At 59.6% G+C, this 15,527-nt stretch carries 18 protein-coding genes; 13 read left to right on the top strand and 5 right to left on the bottom strand.

What is annotated here, in order from left to right:
* Positions 1-84 precede the first annotated feature (84 nt).
* Positions 85-774, bottom strand: a complete 690-nt coding sequence (locus ASD95_RS19850) for an OmpA family protein (RefSeq protein WP_056720858.1) — start codon at positions 772-774, stop codon at positions 85-87.
* Between the two features lie 189 nt (positions 775-963).
* Here ASD95_RS19850 and ASD95_RS19845 point away from each other — a divergent pair, with 189 nt between their 5' ends.
* The 4 genes from ASD95_RS19845 (at position 964) to ASD95_RS19830 (ending at position 2,738) form a co-directional block, all read left to right on the top strand.
* Positions 964-1,461, top strand: a complete 498-nt coding sequence (locus tag ASD95_RS19845; protein WP_056720861.1) for a DUF6231 family protein — start codon at positions 964-966, stop codon at positions 1,459-1,461.
* A gap of 4 nt (positions 1,462-1,465) precedes the next feature.
* Positions 1,466-1,942, top strand: coding sequence for a YchJ family protein (locus tag ASD95_RS19840; protein ID WP_056720863.1), 477 nt, complete (start codon positions 1,466-1,468; stop codon positions 1,940-1,942).
* A gap of 86 nt (positions 1,943-2,028) precedes the next feature.
* Positions 2,029-2,523, top strand: coding sequence for an LEA type 2 family protein (locus ASD95_RS19835; protein WP_056720865.1), 495 nt, complete (start codon positions 2,029-2,031; stop codon positions 2,521-2,523).
* Positions 2,520-2,738, top strand: coding sequence for an SEC-C metal-binding domain-containing protein (locus ASD95_RS19830; RefSeq protein WP_056720867.1), 219 nt, complete (start codon positions 2,520-2,522; stop codon positions 2,736-2,738). Before ASD95_RS19835 ends, ASD95_RS19830 begins: the two co-directional genes overlap by 4 nt.
* A 76-nt stretch (positions 2,739-2,814) precedes the next feature.
* Here the strand turns inward: ASD95_RS19830 and ASD95_RS19825 are convergent, their stop codons facing one another.
* Complete coding sequence (locus tag ASD95_RS19825) at positions 2,815-3,372, bottom strand: cysteine hydrolase family protein (protein WP_056720869.1); 558 nt, start codon at positions 3,370-3,372, stop codon at positions 2,815-2,817.
* Positions 3,373-3,558: 186 nt separating this feature from the next.
* Between ASD95_RS19825 and ASD95_RS19820 the strand changes: the two genes are divergently transcribed.
* From ASD95_RS19820 to ASD95_RS19795, 6 genes are all read left to right on the top strand, one after another.
* Positions 3,559-6,009, top strand: coding sequence for a penicillin acylase family protein (locus ASD95_RS19820; protein WP_056720871.1), 2,451 nt, complete (start codon positions 3,559-3,561; stop codon positions 6,007-6,009).
* A 353-nt stretch (positions 6,010-6,362) separates the two neighbouring features.
* Complete coding sequence (locus ASD95_RS19815; protein WP_056720873.1) at positions 6,363-7,145, top strand: transporter substrate-binding domain-containing protein; 783 nt, start codon at positions 6,363-6,365, stop codon at positions 7,143-7,145.
* 56 nt (positions 7,146-7,201) lie between these two features.
* Positions 7,202-7,930 (top strand): ABC transporter permease, encoded by a 729-nt coding sequence (locus tag ASD95_RS19810; protein WP_056720874.1) that lies wholly within the window; start codon positions 7,202-7,204, stop codon positions 7,928-7,930.
* Positions 7,927-8,637, top strand: coding sequence for an ABC transporter permease (locus ASD95_RS19805; protein WP_056720877.1), 711 nt, complete (start codon positions 7,927-7,929; stop codon positions 8,635-8,637). Before ASD95_RS19810 ends, ASD95_RS19805 begins: the two co-directional genes overlap by 4 nt.
* A gap of 26 nt (positions 8,638-8,663) precedes the next feature.
* Positions 8,664-9,782 carry a succinylglutamate desuccinylase/aspartoacylase family protein gene (locus ASD95_RS19800; protein WP_056720879.1) on the top strand — a complete coding sequence of 373 codons (1,119 nt, stop codon included), beginning with the start codon at positions 8,664-8,666 and terminating at the stop codon, positions 9,780-9,782.
* A gap of 13 nt (positions 9,783-9,795) precedes the next feature.
* Positions 9,796-10,560 (top strand): ABC transporter ATP-binding protein, encoded by a 765-nt coding sequence (locus ASD95_RS19795; protein ID WP_056720881.1) that lies wholly within the window; start codon positions 9,796-9,798, stop codon positions 10,558-10,560.
* Positions 10,561-10,692: 132 nt separating this feature from the next.
* Here the strand turns inward: ASD95_RS19795 and ASD95_RS19790 are convergent, their stop codons facing one another.
* Positions 10,693-10,902 (bottom strand): hypothetical protein, encoded by a 210-nt coding sequence (locus ASD95_RS19790; RefSeq protein WP_033047523.1) that lies wholly within the window; start codon positions 10,900-10,902, stop codon positions 10,693-10,695.
* A gap of 107 nt (positions 10,903-11,009) precedes the next feature.
* The gene (gene dcd, locus ASD95_RS19785) at positions 11,010-11,576 is read right to left on the bottom strand and encodes a dCTP deaminase (protein ID WP_007940589.1); all 567 of its coding nucleotides are present in this window, start codon (positions 11,574-11,576) and stop codon (positions 11,010-11,012) included.
* Between the two features lie 353 nt (positions 11,577-11,929).
* Between dcd and ASD95_RS19780 the strand changes: the two genes are divergently transcribed.
* Positions 11,930-12,139 (top strand): cold-shock protein, encoded by a 210-nt coding sequence (locus ASD95_RS19780; protein ID WP_002554837.1) that lies wholly within the window; start codon positions 11,930-11,932, stop codon positions 12,137-12,139.
* A 159-nt stretch (positions 12,140-12,298) separates the two neighbouring features.
* Here ASD95_RS19780 and ASD95_RS19775 read toward each other — a convergent pair whose 3' ends face one another.
* Positions 12,299-13,306, bottom strand: coding sequence for a DUF481 domain-containing protein (locus ASD95_RS19775; protein ID WP_056720883.1), 1,008 nt, complete (start codon positions 13,304-13,306; stop codon positions 12,299-12,301).
* Between the two features lie 163 nt (positions 13,307-13,469).
* Here ASD95_RS19775 and ASD95_RS19770 point away from each other — a divergent pair, with 163 nt between their 5' ends.
* Both ASD95_RS19770 and ASD95_RS19765 read left to right on the top strand, forming a co-directional pair.
* Entirely contained in the window at positions 13,470-13,823 is a 354-nt protein-coding gene (locus tag ASD95_RS19770) for an MGMT family protein (RefSeq protein ID WP_056720885.1), read from the top strand.
* A 44-nt stretch (positions 13,824-13,867) separates the two neighbouring features.
* Positions 13,868-15,427, top strand: a complete 1,560-nt coding sequence (locus ASD95_RS19765; protein ID WP_056720887.1) for an AmpG family muropeptide MFS transporter — start codon at positions 13,868-13,870, stop codon at positions 15,425-15,427.
* The last annotated feature ends 100 nt before the right edge of the window (positions 15,428-15,527 follow it).

Below are 15,527 nucleotides of genomic sequence, written 5' to 3'. Positions count from 1 at the left end.
AAGCTCCTGTGTCCGGCCAATACCGGTTACACAGGAGTAAAGACCCGCATCCGCGACTGCACAAGGCGCGGATGCGAGGGGGACTTAACGCTGGATTTTGATTTCGGTACGACGGTTCTGTGCACGACCGTCAGCGGTTTTGTTGTCAGCAACCGGCTGGCTTTCACCGGCACCGACAACCGACACGAAGTTGCTGCGAGGTACGCCTTGTTCGATGAGGTATTCAACCACCGAGTGGGCGCGTTTTTCCGACAGTTTCTGGTTGTAGGTGTCACTGCCCACGCTGTCGGTATGGCCGGTCACGGTCAGTTGAGCGGTAGGGGCTTCGGCTTTCAGGCGAGTGGCAATCTTGTCGAGTACCTGTTTGTCGGACGAGGTAAGCGTGGCTTTGTCAAACTGGAAGTGAACATCGCGGATAACGATGGTTTCTTCCTGAACCACAACCGCTTCTTCGACCACAGGCGCTGGTGGTGGGCAACCGTTGGCATCGACCTGAACGCCTTTTGGCGTGCCTGGGCACTTGTCGCGACTATCCGGTACGCCATCGCCGTCTTCATCGCCATCACCGTGCACCCAGCAATAAGCCGCTGCCGTACCGCCGACGAGCAGAGCACCATACCCTGCCCATGCCGAGCTTTCGGTCGCACCGATGCCCGCCCCCACGACACCACCAACTGCCGCACAGGTCGGCCAGTCGGTTTTCTGCAAACCTGCGCAACCAGTCAAGACACTGGTTAGCAGAACCAAGGGTAATGCTGTCCGAACTATGCTCATCTAGTTTTCTCCTGAGGGATCGGCTTAGAACCGATTCAGGTAGTAAAGACCCGAGTTTTAAACTCCGCCAGCAATAGGCCATGCTGTTTATTCGCGTATTAACGGCAGGTTGGCGCTTTTGTCGCCAGGGTGCTCTAGGCCCGAACGTTAGGGCAGGCTAGTCTTGGCAGATCTGATTGAGGATCTTCGATGACTGCAGGTATTTCTTCACGCACGCCACAACAGGCACTGGCCGCGTTACTTGACCGATATGCCCCCGCACGCCTGTTGTTGATCGGCGCCAGCGAATTCCCGGCACTGGAGGCTTTCAAACTCGCTCACCCGGATAGCTGTGTCGCTTCCGCGGCCCCCGGGCCACTGCCGGCCGAGCTGGCGGCCCGCCGTTTCGACCTGGCCCTGGTAGTCGATTGCCTGGAGCATTTGCCCAAGCGCGACGGCCTGAACCTGCTGGGCGGCATCCGCAACCTCAACGCCAGCCGCATCGCAGTACTGGTGGACCTGCCGGCCTGTGGCTGGCAGGAAACGGACTTTTTCTCCCTGGCCCTGCAAGCCAGCGAACGCTTCCAACGGGACGAACAGGTGCTGACCCTGTTCACCTACGATCTGCTTGAATACAAACAAGTCCCCGACTGGCTCAACTCGCGCTTCTGGGCCAATCCGGAAAACTTCGGGAAATACTGGTGGTAATGCAATGAGTACATCCATTTGCCCATGCGGCAGCGGCACCCTGCTCGACGCCTGCTGCGGTCACTATCATGCCGGACACCCGGCACCGTGCGCAGAAGCATTGATGCGCTCGCGCTACAGCGCCTATGTGCTGGGGTTGGTCGACTATCTGGTAGCCACCACCCTGCCCGCCCAACAGGCCGGCCTGGACCGTCAATCGATCAGCGACTGGAGTGCGCAAAGCACATGGCTGGGCCTTGAGGTCGAAAGCTCCGAAGTGCTGGGCGGCCAGCCTGAACACGCGTTCGTGACCTTCACCGCGCGCTGGCACGACAGTAATGGCGAGCACAGTCATCGAGAGCGCTCATCGTTCGTACAGAACACCGGGCGCTGGTATTTCATCGACCCCACCGTGCAACTCAAACTCGGGCGCAATGACCCCTGCCCGTGCACGAGTGGGCAGAAGTTCAAGAAGTGTTGTGCGGGGTATTTCAGCAGCTAGGACAAGCAATGACTGTCCACCGCGCAAGAGCGGCCGAAGGCTGCGATCTTTTGGGTCTAGACTGGGCTCAAGGGAGAAACACCACGATGATCATCCGCCGCGGCGCACGCTGTCTGCTTACGCTGTTCCTGACACTGGGACTCGGCGGCTGTGCATCGTGGTTCGCCGACGACTTGCCGGACCCCGAGGTCCATCTGGTGAAGATCGAGGTGGTCAGCGCCAAAATGCTGGAACAGAAATTCCTCCTGCATTTTCGCATCGACAACCCCAACGACAGCGACCTGACGGTGCGCAGCCTGGAGTACCGCGTTCATCTGGGTGACATACTGCTGGCCGATGGCGAGTACGAACACTGGTTCACCATCAGCCCCAGGCACAGCGCTTACTTCAAGGTGCCGATCCGCACCAACCTGTGGTCCAAGGTCCGTGAAATGGCCAAACTGCTGAAAAAATCCGATCAGCCCATTCCCTATCGTCTGGAAGGTGAACTGGAAACCGGTATATTCATCGCCCACTACGTGCACCTGGCGCGCAATGGCGTGATAATCGCCGCCGATTTAATTCCGGAGCAACACCGATGACCCAGCAACCCCATGTCCACGGCCCTGACTGCAACCACGATCATGATCATGACCATCACCACCATGATCATGATCACGACCACGGCCATGTCCACGGTCCGAACTGCGGCCACGCTCACCAGGAACCGGTGCGCAACGCATTGAAAGACGTCGGCCGCAACGATCCGTGCCCATGCGGCAACGGCAAGAAATTCAAGAAGTGCCACGGCGCTTGATGCTTCTGGCGAAGACTTGCTTCGCCTGTTGAATCGCCATCCTCTCCTGTGGGAGCGAGCTTGCTCCTACAGGTGCTTAGTCGGCTGACAGAATCTGTGCACTGCTGACCACCGTCGCATACTCACCGTGCAAATTCCCCAGCGACATCCCATGCACCTCTTCGGCGCTATGGGCATGGCCGAAGAAATCAGCCTTGTCGAAGGTAAAGCACGCATCCTCGGCCACCCAAGTATCAAACCCCAGGTTGCCCGCGGTACGCGCCGTGGACTCCACCGAGTTGTGGGTTGCGACACCGACGATGATCAACTGCCCGATCCCCGCCTCGCGCAACTGCGCCTCCAGCCCGGTCGAACAGAACGCATCCGGCACCTGCTTCTGGATCAAGCGTTCACCGGCCATTGGCTCGAACCGTTGCTGAAACTCCACCCCCGACTGCAGTGGCCAGAATACCGAGTCCTCCGAGCGGGACAGGTGTTGCACATGGATCACCGGCCGGGCGGTACGCCGCCAATGGCCGAGCATTTCCAGCATGCGCGCTTCGGCCTCCGGATTATTCCTGCGACCGAGCCTTGGATGCAGGATGCCTTTTTGTTGATCGATGATGATCAGTGCCGCGTTTGCCTTGAGCTCCATGCCGACTGTCTTCCTGGATTGTTGAGCGTGTCGCACTTCAATATCACCAGTTACGGCTGGCAAGCCACTGTTGAGGCTGCGATCTTTGACAAATCCTGAAATAACCTCTTACCCCGCTTGCGCGGCCATCGCCTGCTCACTAACGTAGCGCCTTTATTGCGCTACCACCCCCGCAGGAGCTTTGCCATGGCCTCGCCAGCCCTTACTCATTTTCTACCCCGGTTCGGCGTTGCCGCAGCAGTGGCCGGTGTGTTGAGCCTGACCGGTTGTCAGAACTTCAACGCCCAGGACACCCTCCCGCCAACCTCCGGCGTACAACCACTCAAAGGCCTGGCGCAGAGCGTTTCGGTGCGCCGCAATGCCATGGGCATGCCGCTGATCGAAAGCAACAGCTTCCACGACGCGCTGTTCACTCTCGGTTACGTGCATGCCAGCGACCGCATCACCCAGATGGTCACCCTGCGCCTGCTGGCCCAGGGCCGTTTGGCCGAGATGCACGGCGCCGACCTGCTGGATGCCGACCGCTACATGCGGGCGGTCAACCTGAAGAAAAGTGCTGGCGAGCTGTACAAGGCTTCTTCGCCGCGCCTCAAGCGTTTCTTCGAAGTCTATGCGCGCGGGGTCAACGCCTACCTGTTCCGCTACCGCGACAAACTGCCGGCGGATCTGGCGGCCACCGGCTACAAGCCTGAATACTGGCAGCCGGAGGATTCGGCGCTGATTTTCTGCCTGCTGAACTTCAGCCAGTCGACCAACCTGCCGGAAGAAGTTTCCTCGCTGGTACTGGCCCAGACCGTCACCACCGACAAACTGGCGTGGCTGACGCCGTCGGCTCCCGACGAAAAACTGCCGGTCGCCGAAAGCGAAAAATTGCAAGGCCTCAAGCTCAACGGGCAAGTACCGGGGCTGGCTGAACTCAGCAAAGCCACCGGACAACTATCGGACCTCAACCTGCTAGGCGCCACCTCGTCGAACAACTGGGCCATCGCCGCGCAACGCAGTCGCAGCGGCAAGAGCCTGCTGGCCAGTGACACTCACGGCCCGCTGGGCGTGCCTTCGCTGTTCAGTTACGTGCAGATTCGCGCGCCGAAGTATCAGGCGTCCGGCGTGACCATCGCGGGGCTGCCAATGGTGCTTGGCGGTTTCAACGGCAAAGTGGCGTGGAGCATGACGTCCGTGATGGGCGACAACCAGGACCTGTTCCTGGAGAAAATCAAGCGCCTGGGCAACGGGCTTACCTACGAAAACGCCGGGAAATGGCAGCCGGCGATCGTGCGCAACGAAACCTATTTCGTCAACGGCCAGCGGTCGATTCGTGAAGCGGTGTACGAAACCCGCCATGGCCCTCTGCTCAACAGCGCCCAGGGCACCACGCTGGCCAATGGTTTCGGCCTGGCCTTGCAGACGCCGAACTTCACCGACGACAGAACCCTGGACGCGCTCTTCGACCTGTCCCGCGCCCAGAGTGTCGAGAAAGCCTCGGATGCCAGCCGCGAAATCCGCGCCATTGCGCTGAACCTGGTGTTCGCCGACGCCAGTCACATCGGCTGGCAAGTCACTGGCCGTTACCCGAACCGCCGCGAAGGCGAAGGCCTGCTGCCTTCGCCGGGCTGGGAAGGACGATACGATTGGGACGGTTATGCCGACCCGATGCTGCACCCGTACGACCAGGACCCGGCCCAGGGCTGGCTCGGCACCGCCAATCAGCGAGTCATTCCCCATGGCTACGGCATGCAGTTGTCCAATTCCTGGGCCGCTCCGGAGCGCGGCGAGCGCCTGGCCGAACTGGCCGGCGCCGGCAAGCACGACAGCCGCAGCCTGATCGCCATGCAATACGACCAGACCACTACCTTCGCTGCCAAGCTGAAGAAAATGTTCGAAGCGCCGGGCATGGCCCAGCCGCTCAAACAAGCCATGGACGCCTTGCCGCCGGCCGATCGCACCAAGGCACATGAAGCCTACAGCCGCTTGATGGCGTTCGATGGCAAGCTCAGCCCGAGCTCCACCGATGCGGCGATCTACGAATTGTTCCTGCAGGAAAGCACGCGGCAGATCTTCCTCGACGAACTGGGCCCGGAAACCAGCTCGGCGTGGAAAGCCTTTGTCGCCGACGGCAAGTTGTCCTTCGCGGCCCAGGCCGATCACTTGCTCGGGCGTGAGGACAGCCCGTTCTGGGATGACGTGCGCACCGCGCAGAAAGAAGACAAGCCGGCGATCCTCGCTCGCAGCCTCGCCGCCGCGATCAGCACAGGCGACAGCCAGTTGGGCGGTGATCACAGAGCCTGGCAGTGGGGCAAACTGCATCGCTATGAATGGAAAAACAGCAGCGGCCAGACCGTACGCGGACCGCTGCCGGCCGGTGGCGATCACACCACGCTCAACACCGCCGCCTTCGCCTGGGGGCAGGACTTCAACACCACGCTGGCGCCAGCCATGCGCTTTATCGTCGACTTCGGCCAGTCCGAACCGCTGATGGCGCAGAACGGCACCGGTCAGTCCGGCAACCCGGCCAGCCCGAACTACCTCAACAGCATCGAGCCGTGGCTCAAGGGCCAGTACATGAGCCTGCCGATGCAGCCGCAGAACTTCGACAACGCCTACGGCAAGGCGCGATTGACGCTGACCCCAGGAAAGTAACCGCGCCCTTTAGTTGTGCGAGCTTGCTCGCGATAGCGGTCTGACATTCACATTGAGGTTGAATGTCAGACCGCTATCGCCGTTGCGCTGACGCGAGGATGAGTCGTGTCACCCGGTGGAGAGCCTGGTGCCCCTGCTCAGTCAAATCGTTTTTTGTGGCGAGATGATTTGGTGCACCCATTTCCCTGCGCCCGTTTTCGTGCATAAATCTGTCTCCGGCCATTTCCAAGCACCTTTTAAAACGCTTGTTCGGCACTCTGGTTCGGAAATTGCTACTTTCAACAGGTCTTACGCTTTCCAGTAACAATAATTCTGCGCCACAAGCGCTCATATTGGTTTTTAGGGATTGAATAATGAAAAAAGCATTGCTGACCCTTTCTGCACTGGCGTTGTGCATGGCTGCCGGCTCCGCCATGGCGAAGGAGTACAAAGAACTGCGTTTCGGCGTTGACCCTTCCTACGCACCGTTCGAATCGAAAGCGGCCGATGGCAGCCTGGTAGGCTTTGACATTGATCTGGGCAACGCGATCTGCGCCGAGCTGAAGGTCAAGTGCAAATGGGTCGAAAGTGACTTCGACGGTATGATCCCGGGCCTGAAAGCCAATAAATTCGACGGTGTGATCTCGTCGATGACCGTTACCGAAGCCCGTGAAAAAGTCATCGACTTCTCCAGCGAACTGTTCTCCGGCCCAACCGCCTACGTGTCCAAGAAAGGTTCTGGCGTGACCGAAGACGTCGCCTCGCTCAAGGGCAAGACCGTCGGCTACGAACAAGGCACCATTCAGGAAGCCTATGCCAAAGCCGTTCTGGACAAGGCCGGCGTGAAAACCCAGGCCTACGCCAATCAGGACCAGGTCTACGCCGACTTGACTTCCGGTCGTCTCGACGCAGGGATTCAGGACATGTTGCAAGCCGAACTGGGCTTCCTGAAGTCGCCACAGGGTGCCGACTACGACGTCAGCAAGCCGGTCGACAACGCTTTGCTGCCAGCCAAAACGGCCATCGGCATTAAGAAAGGTAACACCGAGCTGAAAGCACTTTTGGATAAAGGTATCAAAGCGTTACACGATGATGGCACCTACGCCACCATTCAGAAGAAACACTTTGGCGATCTGAATCTGTACAGCGGCAAATAATGCCCGGCGCCCATCTTTCGATGGGCGCTTTTTTCATCCGATCAGGTTGCTGATTTATGTTCGAAAACCTATTAGAAAATCTGGGGCTCTCTGCCTTCAGCCTCAAGGGCTTCGGTCCGCTGCTGATGCAAGGCACCTGGATGACGATCAAGTTGTCGGCGTTGTCACTGTTGGTAGCCGTGTTGCTCGGGCTGATCGGCGCCAGTGCCAAGCTGTCAAAAGTCAAACTGATGCGCGTGCCTGCCCAACTCTACACCACACTCATTCGCGGCGTTCCGGACCTGGTCCTGATGCTGTTGATCTTCTACAGCCTGCAAACCTGGCTGACCTCTTTTACCGATTACATGGAATGGGAATACATCGAGATCAACCCGTTCAGTGCCGGGGTCATCACCCTGGGCTTCATCTATGGTGCGTATTTCACTGAAACCTTCCGTGGCGCGATTCTCGCCGTCCCACGGGGTCAGGTCGAAGCGGCCACCGCCTATGGCCTCAAGCGCGGCCAGCGTTTCTGGATCGTGGTGTTCCCGCAGATGATGCGTTATGCCCTGCCGGGTATCGGCAATAACTGGATGGTGATGCTCAAGGCCACGGCCCTGGTGTCGATCATCGGCCTCGCCGATCTGGTCAAGGCTGCCCAGGACGCCGGTAAAAGCACCTATCAGCTGTTTTACTTCCTGGTGCTTGCCGCGCTGATCTACCTGCTGATCACCAGCGCATCCAACTTCATTCTGCGCTGGCTCGAACGTCGTTACTCCGCCGGTACCCGGGAGGCCGTACGATGATCGAACTTCTGCAGGAATACTGGAAACCCTTCCTCTATAGCGACGGCAACAACATCACCGGCCTGGCCATGACGATGTGGCTGCTCAGCGCTTCGATCTTCTTCGGTTTTATCGTGTCGATCCCGCTGTCCATCGCCCGTGTATCGCCGCGCATCTACATCCGTTGGCCGGTGCAGTTCTATACCTACCTGTTCCGCGGCACGCCGCTCTATATCCAGTTGCTGATCTGCTACACGGGGATCTACAGCCTGGCCGCCATTCGGGCCCAGCCCGTACTGGACGCATTCTTTCGCGATGCGATGAACTGCACGATCCTGGCCTTCGCCCTGAACACCTGCGCCTACACCACGGAGATTTTCGCCGGGGCCATTCGCAGCATGAACCACGGCGAAGTCGAAGCGGCCAAGGCTTACGGCCTGACCGGCTGGAAGCTGTATGCCTACGTGATCATGCCGTCGGCCTTGCGTCGCTCGTTGCCGTACTACAGCAACGAAGTGATCCTGATGCTGCACTCGACCACCGTGGCCTTCACCGCGACCATCCCGGACATCCTGAAAGTCGCGCGGGACGCCAACTCGGCGACTTTCCTGACCTTCCAGTCGTTCGGCATCGCCGCGCTGATCTACCTGACCGTCACTTTTGCGCTGGTCGGCCTGTTCCGCCTTGCCGAACGCCGATGGCTGGCCTTCCTCGGGCCGACCCACTAGGACTCAACCAGTTTCAGGAAAAACAGATGCGCCACCAGAAACATGACCTGCTGGCCCCGCTGCCCGGGACCGCACGACAAATCCACAGTTTTCACTTCGGCCCCCAACCGGCCAACGGCAAGATCTACATCCAGGCCTCCCTGCACGCCGACGAAATGCCCGGCATGCTGGTGGCCTGGCACCTCAAGCAACGCCTGGCGGAACTGGAAGCCGCCGGTCGCCTGCGCAGCGAAATCGTGCTGGTGCCCATCGCCAACCCGGTGGGCCTGGAACAGGTACTGATGGATGTGCCGCTGGGTCGCTACGAACTGGAAAGCGGCCAGAACTTCAACCGCTGGTTCGTCGACCTCAGTGAGGAAGTCGGCAACGCGATCGAAGGCAAGCTCAGTGACGATCCGCAGCACAACCTGCAACTGATCCGCAGCAACCTGCGCGATGCGCTGGCCCGGCAGACCGCCGGCACCCAATTGCAATCCCAGCGCCTGACCCTGCAACGACTGGCCTGCGACGCCGACATGGTGCTCGACCTGCATTGCGATTTCGAAGCGGTCGCTCACCTCTACACCACGCCGGATGCCTGGCCGCGGGTCGAGCCGCTGGCCCGCTATATCGGCGCCCAAGCCAGCCTGCTGGCAACCGATTCCGGTGGTCAGTCGTTCGACGAATGCTTCACCCTGCTCTGGTGGCAGTTGAAGGAACGCTTCGGCGAGCACTTCGACATTCCGCCGGGCAGCTTTTCAGTGACCGTCGAACTGCGCGGCCAGGGCGACGTCAATCACCCGTTGGCCAGCCGCGATTGCCAGGCACTGATCGACTACCTGATCCATTTCGGCGCGATCGCCGGCGAAACCGCGCCCCTGCCCGACCTGCCCTACCCGGCGACACCGCTGGCCGGCGTAGAACCGGTGGCCACACCGGTGGGCGGCCTGCTGGTGTTCAGCGCGCTACCGGGCCAGTACCTGGAAGCCGGGCAACTGATCGCCGAGATCATTGATCCGGTCAACGATCTGGTCACTCCCGTTCATTGCGCCACAGCCGGGCTGATGTATGCCCGTTCGCTGCGCCGCATGGCCACTGCCGGCATGGTGATCGCCCATGTCGCGGGCACCGAAGCCTATCGCAGCGGCTATCTACTTTCGCCTTGAGGATGCACGCCCCATGTACAAACTGACCATCGAAGGCCTGCATAAAAGCTACGGCGACCATGAGGTCCTCAAAGGTGTTTCGCTCAAGGCCAAGACCGGCGACGTCATCAGCCTGATCGGCGCCAGCGGCTCGGGTAAAAGTACCTTTCTGCGCTGCATCAACTTCCTGGAACAACCCAATGACGGCGCCATGAGCCTCGACGGGCAGAACATCCGCATGATCAAGGATCGCCAGGGCATGCACGTGGCCGACGCCGATGAGCTGCAGCGGATTCGCACCCGCCTGGCCATGGTGTTCCAGCATTTCAACCTGTGGAGCCACATGACGGTGCTGGAAAACATCACCATGGCGCCGCGCCGGGTGCTGGGCTGCGACAGGAAAGAAGCCGAGGATCGCGCCCGGCGCTACCTCGACAAGGTGGGGCTGGCTTCCCGTGTGGCTGACCAATACCCGGCCTTCCTGTCCGGCGGTCAGCAACAACGGGTAGCGATTGCCCGCGCACTGGCCATGGAGCCCGAGGTCATGTTGTTCGACGAGCCGACTTCGGCGCTGGACCCGGAACTGGTAGGTGAAGTGCTCAAGGTGATCCAGGGCCTGGCCGAAGAAGGCCGGACCATGATCATGGTGACCCACGAAATGAGCTTCGCCCGCAAAGTGTCGAGCCAGGTCTTGTTTCTGCACCAGGGCCTGGTGGAGGAAGAAGGCGCGCCGGAAGACGTGCTGGGCAATCCGAAAAGCGAGCGGTTGAAGCAGTTCCTCAGCGGCAACCTGAAGTAACGACTACAGCAAAACCTGTGGGAGCGAGCCTGCTCGCGATAGCGCCGGTACAGCCAGCATTGAAGTTGACTGATCGACCGCTATCGCGAGCAGGCTCGCTCCCACATTTTTTTGATCTGTAATAACTGAGAATCAGGCGACAGGCGCAGGCGGCGGCTCATCCGGCAGCGTAGGCTCACCCGGTTCGTTAGGCTGCTCATTCGGGGTATCAGGATCAGGCTGGCCGGGAATACCCCCTGCCATGCTGACGGGCGGGTGCGCCAACAAGGACCAGGCCAGAACGCCAACCTGATTGGGTTCAAGCCTTGCCAGTTCGGCACTGATTCGCGGATCGATCTTCATTCGGCACTCCTGAGCGATGGCCCGACCCGCCTTGCGCGGATCGGAACAGTACACCCCATAGAGTGTACGCCCGCTCAGGAATTCCCGACATTTGTCAGACGGTTGACTCAGGTGCGCGGCAGGGTCACGCCACGCTGGCCCTGATACTTGCCGCCACGGTCCTTGTAGGACACTTCACACTCTTCGTCAGACTCAAGGAACAGCATCTGCGCCACGCCTTCGTTCGCGTAGATTTTCGCCGGCAGATTGGTGGTGTTGGAGAACTCCAGGGTCACATGGCCTTCCCACTCAGGCTCGAGCGGCGTGACGTTGACGATAATGCCGCAGCGCGCGTAGGTGCTTTTACCCAGGCAAATGGTCAAAACGTTGCGCGGAATGCGGAAATATTCGACGGTGCTGGCCAGGGCGAACGAGTTCGGCGGAATGATGCACACGTCGCTATGGATATCGACGAAGCTGCCGGCGTCGAAGTTCTTCGGGTCGACGATGGCCGAATTGATGTTGGTGAACACCTTGAAATGATTGGTGCAACGCACATCGTAGCCGTAGCTCGACACGCCGTAGGAGATCACACGGCTATCGTCGCTGCCGCGCATCTGGCGCTCGACGAAAGGCTCGATCATGCCGTGTTCCTGCGCCATGCGGCGAATCCACTTGTCCGATTTGATGCTCATGGCGGGTGTCCTGAATAGCGAGGTCGAAAAATTCTGTCCGGCATCTTACCGGGCGCGCCGCCGGGTTCAAAGTCCGCGGTGCAATTCTCGCCGAACAGGCAGGAATTACGGGCTCTGGCGACGAACCGTCACACCGCCGATCCTTAAAACAGAGAAACCTGTGCAAGAAGCATTGGCACGTCCCGGAAAAAGGGTTAAGGTGGCGTCACTGTGCTGCTTGTGTCACTGAGAATCTCTACACGATATGTTGAATTTCGATCCAACCATCTACAAGAATTTTTCCTGCTCTTTGCACTCAGTCTCGGCCAGGGTTCTTCCTGAGTCGCAGTTATCTTTGTTCAAGGAGTTACACCATGTCTAATCGCCAAACCGGTACCGTTAAGTGGTTCAACGATGAAAAAGGCTTCGGCTTCATCACTCCACAATCCGGTGACGACCTGTTCGTTCACTTCAAAGCTATCCAATCCGACGGCTTCAAAAGCCTGAAAGAAGGCCAACAGGTTTCTTTCATCGCTACCCGCGGTCAGAAAGGCATGCAAGCTGAAGAAGTTCAAGTTATCTAACTTGTACTTGCTTTAGTAAAAAGCCCCGCCCTCAACAGCGGGGCTTTTTTGTGCCTATGTATTTTTCATAGGTAAAAAACATCGCAGCCTGCGGCAGCTCCTACAGGGTGAACATAACTCCCCTGTAGGAGCTGCCGCAGGCTGCGATCTTTTAGCGTCCTACCAGGTCACGCCAAACCCTGCGGTGTAGCGTGTCTTGTCCAGATCCGAATCGTCGGTGCCGCTGATGATGTCGCGCTCCGCCTTCAGGTTCAGCGAAGCCCAGTCAGTCACCTTGTAGCGCAACCCCATCTCGGCATCGAGTGCGTAGTCGGCTACATCCGACAGCGGTTTGCCAACCTCGCCATTGGTAAAGAACTCGACACGCTTGCCAACCAGATAGCGGTTGTAGTCCCACGTCATGGCCAGGGCGTAGAAATTTTCATTGCTGCCATCGGAAAACTCATAATCCGTGCGGTTGACCAGCGAGCCCAGGGAGAATGCTCCGAGTTCGTTATCCCAGAACTGATAGCCGGGACCGGTACCGACCGTGCGCTGCCGGGAAAGATCCTCGACCTTGTCGCGCTTGTAGACCAGACGTCCCTGCCAGAACCATTGCTCGGTCAGGAATCGGTCGATGGAGTACTCGGCCCGCCAGTTGTCCGTGGTCACCACGTCGTCCTGGAACTCACGGTTGTATTCACCTTCAGCGGTGTGCCGCCAGCGACCGTGTCGCGCACTGGTCTTGAAATCGATGTCGTAGTCATCGGTGTCGTTTTCCGCCCGTTGATAATCCAGCGCGACATCGACGTTGCCTTTCCACACCAGATCCTCGACCACCGGTTTTGGCTTGAGAATCTGCTGAATGCTTGCCAGTTCGACCGTCTTTGGTGTCTCGCCGTTGGCCAGCGTGACCTTGCCGGCGTCCGCCGCTATCAGCGACTTGGCCTTCTCGCCAGTGTAGGCATCCTGCTTGACCAGCAACTCCTGATCGCTGTCCAGGGTCTTGACCTGTTTCCAGTCGATCGTCACCGCACCGGCGTACTCGGTCTGGATCAGCAGCTTGCCGCCATCGAACAGCGTGATCTTGCCGCTCAGCTTGTCACCGTTCTTCAACCACACGGTATCGGCGAGCAAGGGAGAGGATGCGCCAAGGACGGCGAGACACAGCAGGGATCTGGACAACATAAACAAAATACAGGCTCAGGCTTGCGAGAAAAGTCGGCATTATCCGTAGGAACAAGGCCATGACAAGGACTGACCCGACTATTTCTGTTGAGTTCATTTCTCAACTTCCTGCGCAGGAATTACTCTACAGAGGGTAAAGCAATCTCCCCGAGGACTGACGGACGTGACCGATCCAACCGAAGACCCCGAGAGTGCAGCGCAAATCCGACGCACGGCGCTGTATCTGACACTGGCCCAAGTACCCAAGGGCAAAGTCGTCAGCTATGGCCAACTGGCCGAGCTTGCAGGACTGGGTCGCGCCGCCCGCTGGGTCGGTCGCACCCTCAGTCAACTGCCCGGCGACAGCAAGCTGCCCTGGCACCGTGTTCTCGGTGCAAACGGGCGTATCAGCCTGCCGGCGGGCAGTCCTTCGGGTGATGAGCAGCGCGCACGATTACGCATGGAGGGCATCAGTATCCAGAACAATCGTGTTGATATTCAGCGCCATGGCTGGCGTCCGGTAGAGCACAGCGGTTAGAGTGCGCGCTTTGTTTCCGTATTTCTTGAGGCAGACTCCAGCCCATGCCCCGTAAAACCTGGCGCGCCGCGCTCGCCGCTTATGCCAGCCCCTCGACACTCGTGCTGTTGCTGCTTGGTTTCGCCGCCGGCTTGCCCTACATGCTGGTGTTTTCGACACTTTCAGTCTGGCTGCGTGAAGCTGGCGTGGCGCGTGAAACCATTGGCTATGCAAGCCTGATCGGCCTGGCGTATGCCTTCAAATGGGTCTGGTCACCCCTGCTCGACCAATGGCGACTGCCATTGCTCGGCAAACTCGGTCGACGACGATCCTGGCTCGTGCTGTCTCAGGCACTGGTCATCCTCGGCCTGATCGGGATGGGTTTCTGCGACCCGCAAAAGCATTTGTCGTGGCTGATCGCCATTGCCGTCGTCGTCGCTTTCGCATCAGCGACCCAGGACATCGCGGTCGACGCCTACCGCCTGGAAATCGCCGAAGACAACCGCCAGGCCGCACTCGCCGCCAGCTACATGTCCGGTTACCGGGTCGCTGCGCTGCTGGCTACCGCAGGCGCGCTCTACTTCGCCGAAGGCTTTGGCTCCACCGGCTTCAACTACAAGCACTCGGCCTGGGCCGGCACTTACATCCTGTTCGGTGCCCTGATGGTTCCGGCACTGCTGACCAGCCTGTTCATGCGCGAACCGCCGGTGCCATTGCGCACACAACTGCAGGCCGGTCGTTACAGCTTCGCGCATCAATTGGCATCGGTCTTTGTGCTGATCGTGCTGCTGGTTTCGGTGCCAGCCATGTTCACCCAGCTCTACAACACCGACTTCGCCAGCGTGTTGTTCCAGGGCGTGAGCCTGCTCGACCTGTTGCTGGAGGACCGCGCCTTCCTGCGCGCAATCCTCTACACCACCCTCACCGCCCTGTGCCTCTCGGCCATGGGCCGTCGTGGCCTGGCGCCTGTGTTGACACCGGTCAACGACTTCATCCTGCGATACCGCTGGCAAGCGCTGCTGCTGCTCGGCTTGATCGCCACCTATCGGATGTCCGATACGGTCATGGGCGTGATGGCCAACGTGTTCTACATCGACCAGGGCTTCACCAAGGACCAGATCGCCAGCGTCAGTAAAATTTTCGGCTTGATCATGACTCTGGTCGGCGCCGGCATGGGCGGCCTGTTGATCGTGCGTTTCGGCATCCTGCCGATCCTGTTCATCGGCGGTGTCGCATCCGCGGCGACCAACATCCTGTTCCTGATGCTCGCCGACATGGGCCCCAACCTGAACATGCTGGTGCTGACCATCTCCCTGGACAACTTCAGCTCGGGCCTGGCGACCTCGGCGTTCGTCGCCTACCTGTCGAGCCTGACCAACCTCAAGTTCTCCGCCACCCAATACGCCCTGCTCAGCTCGATCATGCTGTTGCTGCCACGCCTGATCGGCGGCTACTCCGGGGTCATGGTGGAAAAATTCGGTTACCACAACTTCTTCCTGATCACCGCCCTGCTAGGCGTCCCGACCCTGCTGTTGATCGCCTTGCACTGGTTCCAGGAGAACCGCCGTGAAGGCCCGACACCGACGCCGGAACCGATGCAGACCCCGGTCGCCGAAGAGTCGTAGCCCCTTACGCAGGAAAAATCGCGGAGGGCCGAGTGAATCGCGCCCTCCTGCCACACCGCCGACCGCACGCCTGTACGCCAGCGGATCTCGCCCGTACAAT

Source organism: Pseudomonas sp. Root71 (genome assembly GCF_001429045.1).
GTDB classification, from domain to species: Bacteria; Pseudomonadota; Gammaproteobacteria; order Pseudomonadales; family Pseudomonadaceae; genus Aquipseudomonas; species Aquipseudomonas monachiensis.
The sequence above is the reverse complement of the archived record's forward strand: the minus strand, read 5'-3'. Positions and strand labels throughout refer to the sequence as shown.

What these genes read in the sequence shown, in the direction of transcription:
- ASD95_RS19780 (WP_002554837.1), top strand. Translation starts at nt 11,930, where the DNA reads ATGTCTAATCGCCAAACCGGTACCGTTAAGTGGTTCAACGATGAAAAA.
- dcd (WP_007940589.1), bottom strand. Translation starts at nt 11,576, where the DNA reads ATGAGCATCAAATCGGACAAGTGGATTCGCCGCATGGCGCAGGAACAC.
- ASD95_RS19765 (WP_056720887.1), top strand. Translation starts at nt 13,868, where the DNA reads ATGCCCCGTAAAACCTGGCGCGCCGCGCTCGCCGCTTATGCCAGCCCC.
- ASD95_RS19815 (WP_056720873.1), top strand. Translation starts at nt 6,363, where the DNA reads ATGAAAAAAGCATTGCTGACCCTTTCTGCACTGGCGTTGTGCATGGCT.
- ASD95_RS19775 (WP_056720883.1), bottom strand. Translation starts at nt 13,306, where the DNA reads ATGTTGTCCAGATCCCTGCTGTGTCTCGCCGTCCTTGGCGCATCCTCT.
- ASD95_RS19840 (WP_056720863.1), top strand. Translation starts at nt 1,466, where the DNA reads ATGAGTACATCCATTTGCCCATGCGGCAGCGGCACCCTGCTCGACGCC.
- ASD95_RS19810 (WP_056720874.1), top strand. Translation starts at nt 7,202, where the DNA reads ATGTTCGAAAACCTATTAGAAAATCTGGGGCTCTCTGCCTTCAGCCTC.
- ASD95_RS19835 (WP_056720865.1), top strand. Translation starts at nt 2,029, where the DNA reads ATGATCATCCGCCGCGGCGCACGCTGTCTGCTTACGCTGTTCCTGACA.
- ASD95_RS19805 (WP_056720877.1), top strand. Translation starts at nt 7,927, where the DNA reads ATGATCGAACTTCTGCAGGAATACTGGAAACCCTTCCTCTATAGCGAC.
- ASD95_RS19820 (WP_056720871.1), top strand. Translation starts at nt 3,559, where the DNA reads ATGGCCTCGCCAGCCCTTACTCATTTTCTACCCCGGTTCGGCGTTGCC.
- ASD95_RS19825 (WP_056720869.1), bottom strand. Translation starts at nt 3,372, where the DNA reads ATGGAGCTCAAGGCAAACGCGGCACTGATCATCATCGATCAACAAAAA.
- ASD95_RS19850 (WP_056720858.1), bottom strand. Translation starts at nt 774, where the DNA reads ATGAGCATAGTTCGGACAGCATTACCCTTGGTTCTGCTAACCAGTGTC.
- ASD95_RS19800 (WP_056720879.1), top strand. Translation starts at nt 8,664, where the DNA reads ATGCGCCACCAGAAACATGACCTGCTGGCCCCGCTGCCCGGGACCGCA.
- ASD95_RS19845 (WP_056720861.1), top strand. Translation starts at nt 964, where the DNA reads ATGACTGCAGGTATTTCTTCACGCACGCCACAACAGGCACTGGCCGCG.
- ASD95_RS19795 (WP_056720881.1), top strand. Translation starts at nt 9,796, where the DNA reads ATGTACAAACTGACCATCGAAGGCCTGCATAAAAGCTACGGCGACCAT.
- ASD95_RS19830 (WP_056720867.1), top strand. Translation starts at nt 2,520, where the DNA reads ATGACCCAGCAACCCCATGTCCACGGCCCTGACTGCAACCACGATCAT.
- ASD95_RS19790 (WP_033047523.1), bottom strand. Translation starts at nt 10,902, where the DNA reads ATGAAGATCGATCCGCGAATCAGTGCCGAACTGGCAAGGCTTGAACCC.